16 protein-coding genes are annotated in these 16,295 nt (G+C 70.6%); 11 read left to right on the top strand and 5 right to left on the bottom strand.

Going from position 1 to position 16,295, the window contains the following annotated elements; all coding sequences use genetic code 11:
• Positions 1-206: 206 nt before the first annotated feature.
• Positions 207-2,942, top strand: coding sequence for a putative bifunctional diguanylate cyclase/phosphodiesterase (locus tag CHC09_RS00415; protein ID WP_089290927.1), 2,736 nt, complete (start codon positions 207-209; stop codon positions 2,940-2,942).
• 317 nt (positions 2,943-3,259) lie between these two features.
• Here CHC09_RS00415 and CHC09_RS00405 read toward each other — a convergent pair whose 3' ends face one another.
• Positions 3,260-4,507 (bottom strand): ABC transporter substrate-binding protein, encoded by a 1,248-nt coding sequence (locus tag CHC09_RS00405; protein ID WP_089290926.1) that lies wholly within the window; start codon positions 4,505-4,507, stop codon positions 3,260-3,262.
• Positions 4,508-4,703: 196 nt separating this feature from the next.
• Between CHC09_RS00405 and CHC09_RS00400 the strand changes: the two genes are divergently transcribed.
• The gene (locus CHC09_RS00400; RefSeq protein ID WP_239138120.1) at positions 4,704-5,720 is read left to right on the top strand and encodes an intradiol ring-cleavage dioxygenase; all 1,017 of its coding nucleotides are present in this window, start codon (positions 4,704-4,706) and stop codon (positions 5,718-5,720) included.
• A gap of 89 nt (positions 5,721-5,809) precedes the next feature.
• Here CHC09_RS00400 and CHC09_RS00395 read toward each other — a convergent pair whose 3' ends face one another.
• Positions 5,810-6,058 (bottom strand): SCO4226 family nickel-binding protein, encoded by a 249-nt coding sequence (locus CHC09_RS00395; RefSeq protein ID WP_089290925.1) that lies wholly within the window; start codon positions 6,056-6,058, stop codon positions 5,810-5,812.
• Positions 6,059-6,291: 233 nt separating this feature from the next.
• Between CHC09_RS00395 and CHC09_RS00390 the strand changes: the two genes are divergently transcribed.
• Together CHC09_RS00390 and CHC09_RS00385 are read left to right on the top strand one after the other, a co-directional pair.
• On the top strand, positions 6,292-6,960 hold the full coding sequence (locus tag CHC09_RS00390) for a hypothetical protein (RefSeq protein WP_143232163.1): 669 nt from the start codon (positions 6,292-6,294) through the stop codon (positions 6,958-6,960).
• A 36-nt stretch (positions 6,961-6,996) separates the two neighbouring features.
• Entirely contained in the window at positions 6,997-7,344 is a 348-nt protein-coding gene (locus tag CHC09_RS00385; protein WP_089290923.1) for an MmcQ/YjbR family DNA-binding protein, read from the top strand.
• Positions 7,345-7,348: 4 nt separating this feature from the next.
• Here the strand turns inward: CHC09_RS00385 and CHC09_RS00380 are convergent, their stop codons facing one another.
• Entirely contained in the window at positions 7,349-7,936 is a 588-nt protein-coding gene (locus CHC09_RS00380; protein ID WP_089290922.1) for a TIGR03086 family metal-binding protein, read from the bottom strand.
• Positions 7,937-8,031: 95 nt separating this feature from the next.
• Between CHC09_RS00380 and CHC09_RS00375 the strand changes: the two genes are divergently transcribed.
• On the top strand, positions 8,032-8,448 hold the full coding sequence (locus CHC09_RS00375; protein WP_089290921.1) for a MarR family winged helix-turn-helix transcriptional regulator: 417 nt from the start codon (positions 8,032-8,034) through the stop codon (positions 8,446-8,448).
• A 62-nt stretch (positions 8,449-8,510) separates the two neighbouring features.
• Here CHC09_RS00375 and rnhA read toward each other — a convergent pair whose 3' ends face one another.
• A complete protein-coding gene (gene rnhA / locus CHC09_RS00370) occupies positions 8,511-8,978 on the bottom strand; it encodes a ribonuclease HI (protein ID WP_089290920.1) in 468 nt (155 codons plus the stop codon).
• A 470-nt stretch (positions 8,979-9,448) separates the two neighbouring features.
• On the opposite strand from rnhA, the gene CHC09_RS00365 reads away from it, so the two are divergent.
• The 6 genes from CHC09_RS00365 (at position 9,449) to CHC09_RS00340 (ending at position 14,742) form a co-directional block, all read left to right on the top strand.
• On the top strand, positions 9,449-10,369 hold the full coding sequence (locus CHC09_RS00365; protein WP_239138121.1) for an ABC transporter ATP-binding protein: 921 nt from the start codon (positions 9,449-9,451) through the stop codon (positions 10,367-10,369).
• Entirely contained in the window at positions 10,366-11,127 is a 762-nt protein-coding gene (locus CHC09_RS00360; RefSeq protein ID WP_244911584.1) for an ABC transporter permease, read from the top strand. The genes CHC09_RS00365 and CHC09_RS00360 overlap by 4 nt, the downstream gene beginning before the upstream one ends.
• A gap of 246 nt (positions 11,128-11,373) precedes the next feature.
• The gene (locus tag CHC09_RS00355) at positions 11,374-12,210 is read left to right on the top strand and encodes an ABC transporter ATP-binding protein (protein ID WP_179276899.1); all 837 of its coding nucleotides are present in this window, start codon (positions 11,374-11,376) and stop codon (positions 12,208-12,210) included.
• Complete coding sequence (locus tag CHC09_RS00350; protein WP_089290917.1) at positions 12,207-12,992, top strand: ABC transporter permease; 786 nt, start codon at positions 12,207-12,209, stop codon at positions 12,990-12,992. The genes CHC09_RS00355 and CHC09_RS00350 overlap by 4 nt, the downstream gene beginning before the upstream one ends.
• Positions 12,989-14,128 (top strand): sensor histidine kinase, encoded by a 1,140-nt coding sequence (locus tag CHC09_RS00345; protein ID WP_089290916.1) that lies wholly within the window; start codon positions 12,989-12,991, stop codon positions 14,126-14,128. Before CHC09_RS00350 ends, CHC09_RS00345 begins: the two co-directional genes overlap by 4 nt.
• Complete coding sequence (locus CHC09_RS00340; RefSeq protein ID WP_089290915.1) at positions 14,125-14,742, top strand: response regulator; 618 nt, start codon at positions 14,125-14,127, stop codon at positions 14,740-14,742. Before CHC09_RS00345 ends, CHC09_RS00340 begins: the two co-directional genes overlap by 4 nt.
• A gap of 113 nt (positions 14,743-14,855) precedes the next feature.
• Here the strand turns inward: CHC09_RS00340 and phoA are convergent, their stop codons facing one another.
• Positions 14,856-16,202, bottom strand: a complete 1,347-nt coding sequence (gene phoA, locus CHC09_RS00335) for an alkaline phosphatase (protein WP_089290914.1) — start codon at positions 16,200-16,202, stop codon at positions 14,856-14,858.
• Positions 16,203-16,295 lie beyond the last annotated feature (93 nt).

Genomic DNA, 16,295 nt, shown 5'->3' with positions numbered 1-16,295 from the left:
TGTAGCTCGTACGCGGGAGGTACCCGGTCCGGCCCCGACGTCCTGACCTCGAACTTCATCGATATTCGAGGATTGTGATGGTCGTCATATCGATGATGCCGCCGATGATCTCCGGTAACCGGTTTGCACCCTGACGCCTCCTAAGGTGGGCGGGCGAGAGCCCGATTGCGTCCACTGATCACCGAACCGAGGGCGGAGGCGTCGAGATGACTCTCAACAACGCGGCAGGGCCACCAGGCCTGCGCCGGTGGCTCCGGCTCTGTATCGCCGTCGCGTCGGTCCTCGCTGTGCTGACCGTGCTCATCGGCGCGGAGGTGGGCGGGGCGGCCAGCGCCGAGAACCTCTCCAGCTGGGCCCAGGCCGTCTTCTCGGCCGCGGCCGGCGGCGCCTGCCTGTGGCGGAGCCGGTTCTACACCGGCCGGGCCCGCTGGGGCTGGGTGGTCATCGGCGCCGGCGTGCTGAGCTGGAGCGCCGGGCAGGTCTACGCCCTGGTCGAGTACTTCCCGCACGCCGGTGACCTGCCGGTTCCGTCCTGGGCCGACGCCGGGTACGTGAGCATGCTGCCGCTGGTCGCGCTCGGCCTGCTGATGCTGCCCAGCGCGGCCCAGCCGCTGGCCGGCCGGGTCCGCAGCGTTCTCGACGGGCTGCTGGTCGCCGCGTCGGCGGTGCTGGTCGGCTGGGTGGTGGTGGTCGCCCCGCGGATCCAGCCGTCGGACCAGGGGGCGGGCCTCTACCTGACCCTGCTCTACCCGCTCGGCGACATCGTGATCGCCACCATGATCGGGTACATGCTGCCGCAGCGGCGGGCGCTGTACCGCTGCTCGGCGGACCTGATGTTCTTCGGGCTCGGGGTGGCCGGCTTCGCGGTGTCCGACATCGGGTACGCCTATCTCGGCATGATCCACGAATACCAGGCCGGATCGGCGATCGATCTGGGCTGGATCATCGGCTTCGGGCTGATCATCATCGGTGCCGCCCGGCCGCGGGACGCCAGGCCGCTGAAGAGCGAGATCAGCCCTCGGATGCGGGCCAGCGGTGTGCTGCTGCCATACGTGGCGGTCGTCGGTGCCCTGGCCACCAGCGTCATGTTCCACATCACGCACGGGCACGTCACCTCGTTCGTGATCTGGTCCCGCTCGGTGATGATCCTGCTGCTGATCGGGCGGCAGGTGCTCACCCTGCTGGAGAACCGGGAACTGACCCGCAACCTGGAGGCTCGGGTCGAGGATCGCACCGCCAAGCTGCACGCCCGCGAGCAGCGGTTCGACGCGCTGATCCGGCACAGCTCGGACGTGGTCACGGTGATCGACGCCGACGGCCGGGTGACGTTCCAGAGCGAGTCGATGCAGCGGGTGTTCGGTTACCCGGCCGAGGTGTTCGTCGGCCGGCGCTACACCGACCTGGTCGCCACCGAAGTGGCGATGCGGCTGGCCCAGGCGATGCGGCAGGTGGCGGTCCAGCCGTACGCCACGGCCACCCTCGAGGTCGTGCATACCCACCAGGACGGGCGGAAGTGCCCGTCCGAGGTGATCATCACGAACCTGGTGGACGACCCGCACGTGGCCGGCTTCGTGCTGAACACCCGGGACATCAGCGAGCGCAAGGAGCTGCAGGAGCAGCTGGTCCACGAGGCGTACCACGACCCGCTGACCCAGCTCGCCAACCGGCCCCTATTCCTCGACCGGACGGCCACCGCGCTGAAGCGGACCACCGACCTGACCGTGTTGCACCTCGACCTGGACGGCTTCAAGCGGGTCAACGACAGCCTCGGCCACCTGGCCGGCGACCAGCTGCTGGTCCAGATCGCGGACCGGATCAAGGGCTGCGTGCGGGCCGACGACATGGTGGCCCGGTTCGGCGCCGACGAGTTCGCGGTGCTGATCGAGGCGGCCTCCAACGACGAGGCGGAGACCGTCGCCCGCCGCATCCTGGACGACCTGGACAAGCCGGTCGAGCTGGGTGCCCGTCACATCCACGTCCGGGCCAGCATCGGTCTGGCCGTGGCGACCCTGCTCGACGAGTCCGAGCTCGCCGACGGCGCGGAGCAGCTGCTGCGCCACGCCGACCTGGCCATGCACCACGCCAAGGCGGCCGGCGGCGGGGTCTTCACGAGCTACCGCGGACAGATGCGCGAGGGCCTGGTCGAGCGCCTCGAGCTGGAGAACGATCTGCGTGCCGCGCTGGAGAACCGCGAACTGCGCCTGCACTACCAGCCCACCGTTGATCTGGACACCAACCAGGTCGTCGGCTTCGAGGCGCTGGTCCGCTGGCCGCACCCGACCCGCGGCATGATCAACCCGATGGACTTCATCCCGATCGCCGAGGCCACCGGCCTGATCGTGCCGCTCGGCCGCTGGGTGCTGGAGGAGGCGTGCCGCCAGTCGGTCGAGTGGACGGCGGCGGCCGGCGGCCGCCCGCTGAAGATGTCGGTCAACGTCTCGGTCCGCCAGTTCGACCAGCCCGACTTCGCCGAGACGGTCGCGGCCGTGCTGGTCGAGACCGGCATGCCGGCCGACCGTCTCTGCCTGGAGATGACCGAGTCGGTGCTGATGACCGACACCGAGGCCAACCTGGAGCAGTTGGTCCGGCTCAAGGCGCTCGGCCTGACGCTGGCGATCGACGACTTCGGCACCGGGTACTCGTCGCTCGCGTACCTGCGCCGCTTCCCGGTCGACACTCTCAAGATCGACCGGTCGTTCGTCGAGCGGCTCGGCGTCCTGGCCGGCGACACCGCCCTGACCGACACGATCGTCCGCCTCGGCAAGAGCCTGGGGATGGCGACCGTTGCCGAGGGTATCGAGGAGTTCGGGCAGCTCGCGGCGCTGCGGGAGATGGGCTGTGGGTTCGCCCAGGGCTACTACTTCTCCCGTCCGGTCCCGCCGGACGAGGCCGGACGCCTCTTCATCGAGGGCGCCGACACCCCGGTGCGGACGCCCGCCTGAGGCAGGCTTCGCCCCTAGACGGACCTTCGCCTAGGGGCGGACTTCGGGCTGGGGGCGGACTTCCGCCTTGGGGCGGACTTCGGGCTGGGGGCGGACTTCCGCCTTGGGGCGGACTTCGGGCTGGGGGCGGACTTCCGCCTTGGGGCGGACTTCGGGCTGGGGGCGGACTTCCGCCTTGGGGCGGACTTCGGGCTGGGGGCGGACTTCCGCCTTGGGGCGGACTTCGGGCTGGGGGCGGACTTCCGCCTTGGGGCGGACTTCGGGCTGGGGGCGGACTTCCGCCTTGGGGCGGACTTCGGGCTGGGGCGGACTTTCGCCTAGGGGCGAACGAATAGGTCGGCGGCTTGGGCCAGGTCGGACTGGAGGATCTTGCCGTCCTTGCCGGAGGAGTACGAGGTCAGGGCCGCGTTGACCGCGGTCTGCCAGGCCTGTGGACAGGCCGAACCGTGGGCGCAGGACGGGACCGGGATGCCGGACTTCCAGTCGGCCATGGCGGACTGCTGGTAGGGGGAGAAGCCGGTGGACGGGACGTCGGTGCGGGCCGGGATCGAGCCCTTGGCGGCGTTGAAGACCTGCTGACCGGTGGCCGATCCGACCGTCTTCAGCCAGCACTCGGTGCCGGTGACGTTGGCGGCGCCGGTGGAGAGGGTGAACGAGTCGGCGCTCCACTGGAACGCCTTGCCGTTGCCGGGGAACGTGAACCAGCCGTACCCCGGAAAGCCCTTGGCCGCGAGATCGGCGGCGGCCCAGTCGCCCATCAGCTGGTAACCGGCCTTGCCGTCGATCAGCAGGCGCTCCGCCTGCGGCCAGTCGAGGGCGTCGCGGTCCAGGTTGCCGTAGCTGAGCAGAGCGGTGAAGTGGGTGATCGCCTTCGCCACCAGGGCGCCGCGCCAATCCGTGTCGCCGGTGAACAGGCCGGAGAAACCGGTCGGGCCCAGGTCACTGATCAGCACCGCCTCCAGGAGCATCAGCTGGGTCCAGTCGCGGCCGAGGGCGAGCGGCGCTTCCACCCCGGCGGCCTTCAGCTTGGCCAGGTCGGCGATGAACGCGGTGAGATCCTTCGGCGGGACGGTGATCCCGGCGCGGGCCAGCACCGCCGGGTTGGTCCAGACCACATTGGCGCGGTGGATGTTCGCCGGCACCGAGTAGATCTTGCCGCGTACGGTCAGGTCCGCGACCAGGTCGGCGGGGAGGACGCCGCGCAGGCCCCAGGAGTCGTAGTAGGCGGTCAGATCCTCGATCTGGCCCGCGTCGATGTAGTCGATCAGCTCGGCGCCGGCGTGCGCCTGGAACGTGTCCGGCGGGTCGTGCCGAGCCATCCGCTGGGTCAGCTCCCGCTTGGCGTTGACCCCGGCACCGCCGGCCACCGCGCCGTTCTCGAAGCGCTGGCCGGGGCAGTCCGCGGTGAACTGCCGGACCAGCGCGTCCAGACCGGCCTTCTCCCCGCCCTCGACCCACCAGGTGAACACCTCGACGGTGCTGGGCGGGGGCGTGTCGTCGTCGCCGGAACCGCAGGCCGAGACGCCCAGCAGCGCGGCCACTGCCAGAACGGCCACCATGCGCATGCCGCCCAGACTATTACCGAACGGTGGATAGCGCCGTGCCGGATACAGGTGCTGAACGATCCCGGCGACCCGAATTGTCGACGATATTGTCCACGCGGGGCTTATCCGGGACATAGGGCGGTGACAGTACGCCCACAAACCTCGATGTTTCGCTCTGCCGGTCAGCAAGCTACTCACTTGGCGAAAGGCGGCAACCTTGACCGAGCAAGAGCTGGACAACGTGGCGTACGTCCGTGAGGTCCACGACAAGGGCCTCGCGTTCGACCTCGGCACCATGAGCCGGCGGCGGATGCTCACCCTGATCGGCGGCGCCGGCGCGGCCGTCATGGTCACCGGCACGCTGATCGGCACGGCGGGGCCGGCGGCCGCGGCGCTGGAGGAGATCGAGTCGGAGACGGCCGGGCCGTACCCGGCGGACGGCTCCAACGGCATCGACGTGCGCACCGAGTCCGGCATCGTCCGCAGCGACATCCGGTCGTCGTTCGGCACGTCGACGACCACCGCCGAGGGCATCCCCCTCACCTTCTCGATCACCGTCGTGGACCTGGCGGACGCGCCGATCGTCGGGGCGGCGGTCTACGCCTGGCACTGCGACCGGGACGGAAACTACTCGCTCTACTCGACCGGGATCACCGGCGAGAACTACCTCCGGGGCATCCAGGAGACCGACTCGACCGGCACGGTCACCTTCACCAGCATCTTCCCGGCCTGTTACTCGGGGCGGTGGCCGCACATCCACTTCGAGGTGTACTCGTCGCTGGCGAACGCGACCAGTGGCGCCGGGCCGATCGTCAAGACGTCGCAGATCGCCATCCCGGAGGAGGTGGCGGATCTGGTGTACGCCACGGACGGGTACAGCCGGAGCGTCACGAACCTCAGCCAGGTCTCGCTGGCCACGGACAACGTGTTCGGGGACGACTCGGCGGCCCGGGAACTGGCGACCGTCACCGGCAGCGTGGAGGCGGGCTTCGTGGCGAGACTCACCGCGGCCGTCGATCCGAGCGGGACCGAGGAGAGCGGCGGAACGCCCCCCTCCGGCGCTCCGCCGTCCGGTGCGCCCAGCGCGCCGCCGTCGGCCTCGGCGTCCACCTCCACGGCGGCGTCGACGTCACCGTCCGCCACCGCGAGCACGACGGCGGCCGCCCCCGGACCGCAGCCGCGTCAGCGGCCGAGGAAGAAGGAGCGGCACTGGTGGAACCCGTTCACCTGGTGACCGCTGACTCCGGGACGGCTCGATCCTGATCTCCAGATCGAGCCGGGACGCGGGCCGGCCCCCCAAGGAGCCCGCGTCCCGGCTCCCACTCAGACCTCGGCGGTCAGCTCGAAGACCTGGGTGGTGGGGTGGCCGGCGCGCTCGTGCACACGCATCACGGCCTCCTTGCTCGGCCCGGTGCTCAGGCAGAAGACCTTTCCGGCCTCGGGATCCAGCCAGGCGCGCTCGAAGTGCACGCCCTCCTCGCCCTCGATCTTGAGGTCGGCGTCGTGTGCCGCGTTCAGCTCCTCCGCGGTGACACCGACGAACCCGTCGTGTACATCCATGAACTTCGCCATCGAACGTCTCCTCGCTGTACGGCGGAAGCCTGACCAGTACAGCCTGCTTCGGTCGCCGCCGCCGGACATCGGTCATAACACCTACAAAGCCCGGGAGCGCGGTGAAGCCGGGATGACCCGGTGTGCGTGGCACACCGGGTGGCTCGCAACGGTTGAGCCTTTGAGCTAATTCCATCGTGGTCCGTCGAACGGGCCATAGCTCGCGATCTATCCGCGTCGGCAGAATCTCCGGCATGAGCGCACCGGGGAACTCTGTCATCCTGCTCGTCCTGTTGAGCGTGTTCGTGGGCTGTGCGGGATATGCGGTGGGGCGCTGGCACGAGCGGCGGGAAGGCGGGGCGGAGCGGGAAGAGGCTTACCGCGACGGGTACGACCACGCGGCCCGCAGCGTGTTCAGCCTCGCCGCGCGGGTGGCCGGACCGCGGCGGCGGGGAGCCGTGCGGGCCTCGGCGGCCGTTCGCAAGGAGGAGCGGGCGACTCGATCGGGTGACGCCGGAGTGGTGGAATCCCGCACTGGTGATCCGGCTCCGGTCGCGGCAACACCCACCGCTCCGGAGTCCCCGGACGTCGTGCCGCCCGTCGCGGACGCGGTTTCACCGGCTCCTCCGGCGGCCGGCTCCTCGTTCGGCTTTCCGGCGCCGGAGCCGCACACCGGGCCCGGTCTTCCCGCCCCGGCCGCGGCGGGCGGGGTCAACTATTCGTCGCTGCCGGATCCGCACTGGCCCGCGGAGCCGGAGAGTTCGGGGCGGCACACCGTGCCGGACGAGTTGGTGCGGGCGGCCACCTACAAACTCGCCGCCGACCGGGTGGCCCGGGCCAAGGTCCGGTCGGCGGAGGAGCCCACCGTGCCGTCGCTGGATCCCGGCAAGCGTCCGCCCGTGCCGCGTCCCCGGGGCCACTGAACGGTTTCTGTCGTACCCCGCGGTTAGGTTCTGGACATGGTCACCGTCGATGACGTACGGCGGGTCGCCCGGGATCTGCCGCGCAGCGAGGAACACCTGATCCGGGACAGAGTGAAGTTTCGCGTTGGCAAGATTGTCTACGTCGCCTTCTCCCGTGACGAGACCGTCATGGGGTTCGGCTATCCGAAGGAGGAGCGGGGCGCCCTGGTCGCCGCGAACCCGGGGACCTTCCATCTGCCACGCGAGTCCGACCTGCGTTTCAACTGGGTGCAGGCGTGTCTGGCCCGGCTGGACGAGGAGGAGATGACCGAGCTCGTGCTGGACGCCTGGCGCATGGTCGTCCCGAAGAAGGTCTGGTCCGCCTACCTTCCTCGACTGGCCTGACCGGTCAGGGGCGACGGCCCAGGAGCAGGAGGATCTCGGCGAGCGGGTCGGTGTCCGGCGGGACGGGGAGGGCCGGGGCGAAGGCGGCGTCCGGGGCCAGGCGGGCCGCGCCGCCGGGGACGGCCCGGGCGATCGGGAGGGTCGCGGCCAGGACTTCCGGGGCGGGGGTGAACTCCAGGGACAGGGTCTTCGCCACGTCCCAGCCGTGGACCACGTAATCGACCAGGTGGAAGCTCAGGGCCAGCCGGCCGGGAACGGTGCGGCCGAACTCCGGTAGCTCGAAGGGGCGATCGAGGGCGTCCGGCTCGGCGAAGGCTTCCAGGACGGCGGTGGCCGCTTCGGCGTACCGATCGGAGAAATCGGGGCCGACCGGCGCTGAGGTCCAGAAGGCGAGGTCGCCACCGTGACCCCGCGCGGCGGCGGCGAAACCGTGATGCTGCGCGGTCATGTGTCGGAGCAGGACGGCGAGGTCCCAGCCCGCGCACGGGCTCGGGCGGGTCAGGTCGGCCGGGGTGGCCCGTGCGACCAGGTCGACGGTGGCGTGGACGGCGACGGAGTGGATCTGCCGGAGGTCTTCGGAGATCGTATGCATTCGCCTACGATCTACTTGTGAGTATGATTAGTCAACCCTGAATTCGCCGGCGGGCGAGCCGGGACCGGTCGGGAGGGACGTGAAAAGCTGCGCGGATGGAGAGGGACGATCTCGGCGCGATGGCCGGCCGGCTGGTGCGGCGGCTGATCGCCATGGAGCAGCCGATCCTGGCGCGGCACGGAGTGTCGATGTGGGCCTACGTCGTGCTGGACGCGCTGGCCGGCGGAGCGGTGCGGACCCAGGCGGCACTGGCCGGGAGCATCGGTGCGGACAAGACCCGGCTGATCCCGGTTCTCGACGACCTCCAGGGCCGGGCGCTCATCGAACGCGAGCCCGACCCGGCCGACCGGCGGGTCCGCCTCCTCGGGCTGACCGACGCCGGTCGTGCCCTGCATCGCGCGGTGCAGGGCGAGATCCGCGCGGCCGAGGAGGACCTGCTCGGCGCATTTTCGCCGGGGGACCGGGAGGCCTTTCTGCGTACGTTGATCGCCCTCTCGCCCCGCGCGAACTGACTGAGGCCGGGCTGCGGTCTTCAGGCTCGCGCCCTTGACCCTCTCGCCCCGCGCGAACCGACTCAGACCCGCACGGCGGCCAGAGCCTCCTGGAGGCCGCGGGCGGCGAGCCGGTCGGCTCGTTCGTTCTCGGGGTGGCCGGCGTGTCCCTTCACCCAGTGCCAGCGCACCTCGTGCTTGCGGACGGCGGCGTCCAGGAGCTGCCAGAGATCGACATTCTTGACGGGCTGGCGGGCAGCGGTCTGCCAGCCGTTGGCGCGCCAGCGCGGCAGCCACTTGGTGATGCCGTCACGGACGTAGACGCTGTCGGTGTAGATGTCGACGACCAGCGGGGCGCGGTTCAGGATCTCCAAGGCACGGATCGGGGCCATCAGCTCCATCCGGTTGTTGGTGGTCGCAGTGGCCTCGCCGCCGCACAGGTCCTTCTCCGCCCGGCCCCAGCGCAGCACGGCACCCCAGCCGCCGGGTCCGGGGTTCGGCACGCACGCCCCGTCGGTGTAGATCTCCACGACGCGACTCTGCCCACTCATGCCGAGAACACTATCGAACCCGCACGCCGACCCCGGCCAAGGAAATCCCATCGGCAACGTCCGGGGCAATGCTGCCAGGGAGGGTGCCCGGGTGGGCGTGGGGCGAGAGAGTGAACGGGGGAAGAGCTGCTGGGGAGGAGACGACCCGGCCGAGGGAAGGGGGCGAACCGGCCTCTGGGAGGGTGCCCGGGCGGGCGCGGGGCGAGAGAGTGAACGGGGAAGAGCTGCTGGGGAGGAGACGACCCGGCCGAAGGAAGGGGGCGAACCGGCCTCTGGGAGGGTGCCCGGGCGGGCGCGGGACGAAAGAGTGAACAGGCGAAGAGAACGTCGACCGGGTGTGGGGGTGACCGAGGATGCTGGAGCGCAGTGAGCGAAACCATCCCCGGGCCGCCCCGGGCAGAGCCCGGCCCGGCCCGCCGTATGGTGGCCGGAGGCGGATCGGATGGGCGGAACTCATGGTGGGTGGCGACGTGGCCGCGGTCGAGGTGCGAGACGTCGTGGTGCGTTACGGCGACACGACGGCCGTCAAAGGGGTGTCGCTCAGCGCGCAGCGCGGGCGCGTGCTCGCCCTGCTGGGGCACAACGGCGCCGGCAAGACGAGCCTGCTCCAGGTCTGCGAGGGTTTCCGCAGGCCGGACGCCGGCACCGCCCGCATCCTCGGCCTGGACCCGGTCGCCGAGCACGACGCGCTGATGCCGCGCCTGGGCATCATGCTGCAGTCCGGAGGCGTCTACCCCTGGGCCGCGGCCGGTGAGATCCTCCGGCTGTTCGCGTCGTTCGCCGCCAACCCGTTGAGCGTCGACATGCTGCTCGACCGGCTCGGCCTCCGCAAGGTGGAGAAGACCCGGTTCCGCCGCCTCTCCGGCGGTGAGCAGCAGCGGCTGAGCCTCGCGGTGGCCCTGGTCGGCCGGCCCGAGCTGGTCTTCCTGGACGAGCCGACGGCCGGCATGGACACCGAGGCCCGGCACACCACCTGGCAGCTGATCGAGGAGCTCCGCGCCGACGGCGTCTCCGTCCTGCTCACCACGCACTTGCTCGACGAGGCCGAGCGCCTGGCCGACGACGTGGTGATCATGCGGTCCGGTGAGGTCGCCGCCACCGGCACCCCGGCCGAGCTGACCGCCGCGGCCGGCATCGACCTGCTGGAGGTCCGTGCCGACCCGGGCCTCGACCTGGTCGGTCTGCGGGCCCGCCACGAGGTGACCGAGAAGTCGCCCGGCGAGTATTCGATCACCGGCGCCCTGGACACCCGCGCCCTCGCCGACGTCCTGGCCTGGTTCGCCACCGCCGACGCCCACGTCACCGCGGTGAGCAGCCGTCGCCGCACCCTCGAGGACGTCTACCTCTCCCTGACCAGCCAGCACAGCAACACGGTAGGAGTAGCGATTTGAGCGCCGGAACCTTCGCCCCGGCGCCCGGCCGGGCCTCGATGCGCACCATCATCGGCAAGCAGATCCGCATGGAGCTGCTCCTCACGGCGCGGCGTGGCGAGGCCGTGGTGCTGGCCATGGGCGTGCCGCTGCTGGTTCTCCTCGGTGCCGGCCTGACCCATGCCACCAACCTCCCCACCGACGACCGCCTGGGCTTCGTCGTCCCCGGGGTCCTGGCGCTGACCGTGATGTCCACCGCCTTCACCGGCCAGGCGATCACCACCGGCTACGAGCGGAGCTACGGCGTGCTCAAGCGCCTGGGCGCCTCCCCGCTGACCCGTCCCGGCCTGCTGCTCGCCAAGACCGCCGCGGTGCTGGTCCAGATCGTCCTGCAGGTGCTCTTCCTCGGCCTGGTCGGTTTCCTGGTCGGCTGGCGCCCGCAGTTCGGCGAGCTGCTCCCCGCCGCCGGGGTGACCGTGCTGGCCGCGGCCGGCTACAGCGGCCTCGCGCTGCTGCTGGCCAGCGTGCTGAAGCCGGAGACGACGACCGGCGCGGCCACGCTGATCTACGTGCTGATGCTCTCGGCCGGCGGGATCATGTTCGCCGCTCCGGACCTGGGGACGGCCGGCTGGTTCCTGCTGCCGCTCGCCGCGCACGCCCAGGCGATGCGGGACACGCTGATGAACGGCGCGAGTGTTCCACTGCCGATCTGGCTCGCCCTGGCCACCTGGGCGGTGGTCTGGCTGACCGCGGCCGCCCGCAAGTTCCGCTGGGAGTAGCGCGGAGCGCTGGTCGCCCGTAGGTTCCGCTGGGAGTAGCGCGGAGCGCTGGTCGCCCGTAGGTTCCGCTGGGAGTAGCGCGGAGCGCTGGTCGTCCGCAGGTTCCGCTGGGAGTAGCGCGGAGCGCCGGTCGTCCGCAGGTTCCGCTGGGGAACAGCACCGAGCGCTGTCCATCGATCGGTGGACAGCCGGTGACGACCACGCGGTCGTCCCGCCGGGAGGGTCCGGAGCGGCACGATCCTTGGCATGGAAGCCATTGAGGTAACCGGACTTCGCAAGACCTACAAGGACAAGGAAGCCGTTCGCGGGATCGACCTGGTCGTGGCCCGCGGTGAGATCTTCGCCCTGCTCGGCCCGAACGGGGCCGGCAAGACCACGTCGGTCGAGATCCTGGAGGGACACCGGCGCCGGGACGGCGGTGACGTGCGGGTGCTCGGCGAGGACCCGGGCACGGCCGGGCCCTCGTGGCGCAGCCGGATCGGCATCGTGCTGCAGGACGCCTCCGACGCCGCCGACCTCACGGTGACCGAGATGGTGCGGCACGTCGCCGGCTTCTACCCCGAGCCGCGCGAGGCCGCCGAGGTGATCGAGCTGGTCGGCCTGACGCCGAAGCGGAACAGCAAGATCCGTAAGCTCTCCGGCGGCCAGCGCCGCCGCGTCGACGTGGCGCTCGGCATCATCGGCCGCCCCGAGCTGCTCTTCCTGGACGAGCCGACCACCGGCTTCGACCCGCAGGCGCGCCGCCAGTTCTGGGACCTGATCAGGACGCTGGCCGGGGACGGCACCACGATCCTGCTCACCACCCACTACCTGGACGAGGCCGAGGCGCTCGCGGACCGGCTCGCGGTGCTGGCCGACGGCGCGATCGTGGCCGAGGGCACCCCGGCGACGCTGGGCGGACGGGCCGCGGGCGGCGCCAAGGTCTCCTGGCAGGAGAACGGCCGCACGCGCACCGAGCAGCTCGCCGACCCGAGCGACCTGATCCGCAAGCTGGCCGCCGACGGCACCGACCTGCGGACGCTGACGATCACCCGGCCCACCCTCGAAGACACCTACCTCGACCTGATCGGAGCACGGCGATGACCTCGATGAGCCTGAGCCGGGGCCACGTGGAGATCTTGCAGTTTCTCCGGGACCGCACCTCGGTGATCTTCACCTTCCTCTTCCCGGCGCTGCTCCTGCTGCTGTTCGGGACCATCTTCGGCGACTCCTACGATCAGCCCGGGGTCAGTGCCAGCCAGGTCTACGCGGCCAGCATGCTCGCCTACGGCATCCTCACCACCGGGTTCGTGACCATGGGCGCGGGGCTGGCGCTGGACCGGGAGGACGGGACGCTCAAGCGCCTGCGCGGTACGCCGCTGCCGATCATGTCGTACCTCATCGGGAAGTTGCTCCTGGTCCTGGTCCTCGCGGTGGCCGAGGCGGCCCTGCTGATCCTGGTCGGGGTGCTGGTCTACGACATGCCGCTGCCGGACGCGAGCCACTGGCTCACCTTCTCCTGGCTCTTCGTGCTCTCGGTGGTCGCCTGCACGCTGCTCGGCATCGCGGTCAGCGGCATCGTCAAGCATGCCCGCAACGCCGGCGCGATCCTGAACGTGCCGGTGGTGGTGCTCCAGTTCATCTCGGGCGTCTTCATTCACCCGATCACCCAGCTGCCCAGCTGGCTGATCACGGTCGCCTCGTTCTTCCCGATCAAGTGGATGGCCCAGGGCTTCCGCTACGTCTTCCTCCCGGACGGCATGAAGTCCCTGGAAGCGGCCGGTTCCTGGGAGCTGGGCCGGACGGCGTTGGTGCTCGGCGCGTGGTGTGTGATCGGATTGGTGCTGTGCCTGACGACCTTCCGGTGGAGCGAAAGGGACCGATGAACGAGTCGGAGGCCGTCCACAGCGGTTACCCGCACTGGTGGGACGCCTTCTACGCGGTGATCGCGGCCGTCGTCGCGGTCGCGATCACCGTCGCGGACGGCCCGCCGGCCCGCCGGGTGGTCGCGCTCGCCGCGCTGGCCGGGATGACCGTCCTGCACGTCGCGGCCGGGCGACGGCTGATCCGGCGGCCCGGTGACAGCGTCGCGGCGGTCGTCGTCCTGTTCGTCCAGATCGTCATCTTCGCGGTGGCGATCGCCGCGATGCCGGTGGCGACCTGGCTGATGTTCGCGGTCACCCCGATGATCTTCCAGATGGCGCCGACCGGCCTCGCGGTCGGCGCCGTGTTGCTGGTCAATACGGTGCCGTTGGCGATCGACCTGGCCACGGACTCCGGCGACCTGCGGGCCGATCTGGTGATCGCCGCGGTGTCCGCGTCTTCCGGGATCTGGCTCGGCCTGTGGATCATCCGGGTGCTCGAGCAGAGCACCGAGCGCGCCAACCTGATCGCGCAGCTCGAGGCGAGCCGGGCCGAGGTGGCCCGGCTCTCCCACGAGGCCGGCGTGACCGCCGAGCGGACCCGGCTGGCCGGCGAGATCCACGACACCCTGGCACAGGGCTTCACCAGCATCATCACGCTGATCCAGGCGGCCGATCCGGAGCTCCGCGACGAGCGCCTCGCGCTCGCGGTCCGTACCGCGAAAGAGAATCTGGCGGAGTCCCGGGCCATCGTCGCCGCCCTCGCACCGTCCGCTCTGGACTCCGGACTGCTTGACTCGGTACGCCGTCAAGCGTCCCGCTTCACCGAGGAGACCGGTGTCCCGGCCGGGTTCCGGAGCACCGGTGAGCCCCGTGACCTGCCCACTGCCACCGAGGTGGTGCTGCTGCGGGCGACCCAGGAGGCGTTGACCAACGTGCGCCGGCATGCCGGGGCGAACGAGGTCGCGGTGCTGCTCGCCTACGCGCCGGAGTCGGTGCGGGTGGTGGTCCGCGACGACGGGTGTGGCTTCGACGCGGCGGTGACCGGCGGGTTCGGCCTGCCCGGGATGCGTAAGCGGGCCGAGCAGGTGGGCGGCACCCTGACGGTGCACAGCGACCCGGACACGGGTACGACGATCGAGCTGGAGGTCCCCGCGTGATCCGCATTCTTCTCGTCGACGATCACCCGGTCGTACGGATGGGTCTGCGCGGCATGCTCGACGCCGAACCGGACCTGACCGTCATCGGCGAGGCCTCGGACGGCGCCGAGGGGGCCGAGATCGCCCTCCGCGAGCGTCCCGACCTGGTGCTGATGGATCTGCGGATGCCCGGCGCCGACGGGGTGGAGGCGACCGGCCGGATCCTCGCCGGGAACCGGGACATCAAGGTGATGGTGCTGACCACTTATGAGTCGGACCGCGACATCCTGCGCGCGATCGAGGCCGGGGCCAGCGGATACCTGCTCAAGGACGCGTCACCGGCCGAGTTGGCGGACGCGGTACGCGCGGCCGCCCGGGGCGAGACGGTGCTCGCGCCGAGCGTCGCGTCCACCCTGGTCCGGCAGGTGCGCAGTCCTGCCCCACCCGCGTTGTCCGCGCGCGAGACCGAGGTGCTGAAGCTGGTCGCGGCCGGTCTGACGAACGCGGAGATCGGCAAGCGCCTGTTCATCTCCGAGGCGACTGTGAAGACGCATCTGCTGCGTGTCTTCAACAAGCTGGACGTCGCCGACCGGACCGCCGCGGTCACCACCGCGATGCGCCACGGCCTGCTGTAGACCGCGGGATCGGCACGGTACTCGGCTCGTAGCCCGCAAGCGGGACTCCATCGGTCGTAACAAGGAATGGGCCGGAGCCGATGAATCGGCCCCGGCCCGCGCGTGGTTCTCGATCAGCGGATGCCGAGGGCCCGCTTCATCGTGTGGAAGAGATCGGTCTGGTTGGTCACGCCGAGCACGTTGGCGGCCTGCGGGCCGCCGGCGGCGATCCGCACCTGGGTGCCGGTGTGCTGCTGCGAGCCGGTGATCTCGGCGGTCGCGTAGCTGATCGTCATGTTCGCGTTGTCGTGCGTGATCAGCGTGGCGGTGTAACCGAGCGTGGCCTCCTCGACGATCTGGCTGGTGTGGCCGTGGTCGGCGGTGACGACGACCAGAGTGTCGCGATGCGACTTCTGGTAGTCGAGCGCTTTCTTGATCGCGGCGTCGAAGGCGACCGTCTCACCGATCTGGCCGCACGGGTTCGCGGCGTGGTCCTGCTTGTCGATCGAGGCGCCCTCGATCTGCAGGAAGAAGCCCTTCCAGCTGTGCCGGGTCTGCCTGTCCAGCACGTCCAGCGCCTTGGTGGTCATGTCGGCCAGGTGCGGCTGGGTCGCGGTACGGGCGGTGTTGGTGGCGCACTTCGTCGGGGCGGTGCCGGTCCGGGTCGGGGTCGGGCCGACCCACTCGACGTCCAGGTTGTTCTTCGCGAAGGCGCCCAGGATCGGCGCGCCGGAGGACGCCTTGGCCAGCCCGTCGGCGTCGGTGACGACCTGGTAGCCGGCCGCCTTCGCCTGGTCGGTCACGGTCTTGCCCTTGTCCGGGCCGGCCTGCACGACCTGGTCGAAGTACTGCTTGCCGCCGCCCAGCAGAACGTCCGGCCGGGTCTGCACGAGCTGCTCGGCGATCGAGCCGGCGCCACCGTTGACCTTGTCGTTGACGGCGCACGCGGTCATCGACTGCGGGCCCTTGCAGCCGCGGTCCACCACGTGCGAGCCGAGCACGGCCGGGGTGGCGTCCTGCAGCTCCGCGGTGGTCACGTCACCGGTCCGGTAACCGGCCTTCTTCGCCAGCTCCAGAATGCTCGGGACCGGCTTGCCGTCGGGCAGCACCGAGATCGCGCCGTTGTAGGTCTTGTAGCCGGTCGCCCAGCCGGTCCCGGAAGCGGCCGAGTCGGTCACGTACTCCGGCAGCGACGGGTTCTCCTTCTGCACCGCGTAGGTGGTGTACGCACCGGTCAGCGGGAACGTGTCCATCGCCAGCCGGCCGTTCGCGCCGACCTGGTAGTTGCGGGCGATGGTGATCTCGCTGTCGCCCATACCGTCACCGATGAGCAGGATGACGTTGCGGGCGGTGCCGCCCTGGATGGCCCGCTCGGCGGCCCAGGTCCTGTCCTGGTGCGAATCGCCGGCCATCGCCATCGACGGGATGGCGACGACCGCGACGGCGGCGGCCGCGAAGGTCGCGCGTCCTCTGATATTCATCTTTGCGCACTCCCTGAAATGTGGTGATCGGACTCAGGGCATCAGTCGATGGCGACGGGGAGGTGTCCGGCCGGTGCAGTTTCGGCCAACAGG

This window comes from Actinoplanes regularis (assembly GCF_900188005.1).
GTDB lineage: Bacteria > Actinomycetota > Actinomycetes > Mycobacteriales > Micromonosporaceae > Actinoplanes > Actinoplanes regularis.
This window is presented reverse-complemented; position numbering and strand designations above follow the sequence as displayed.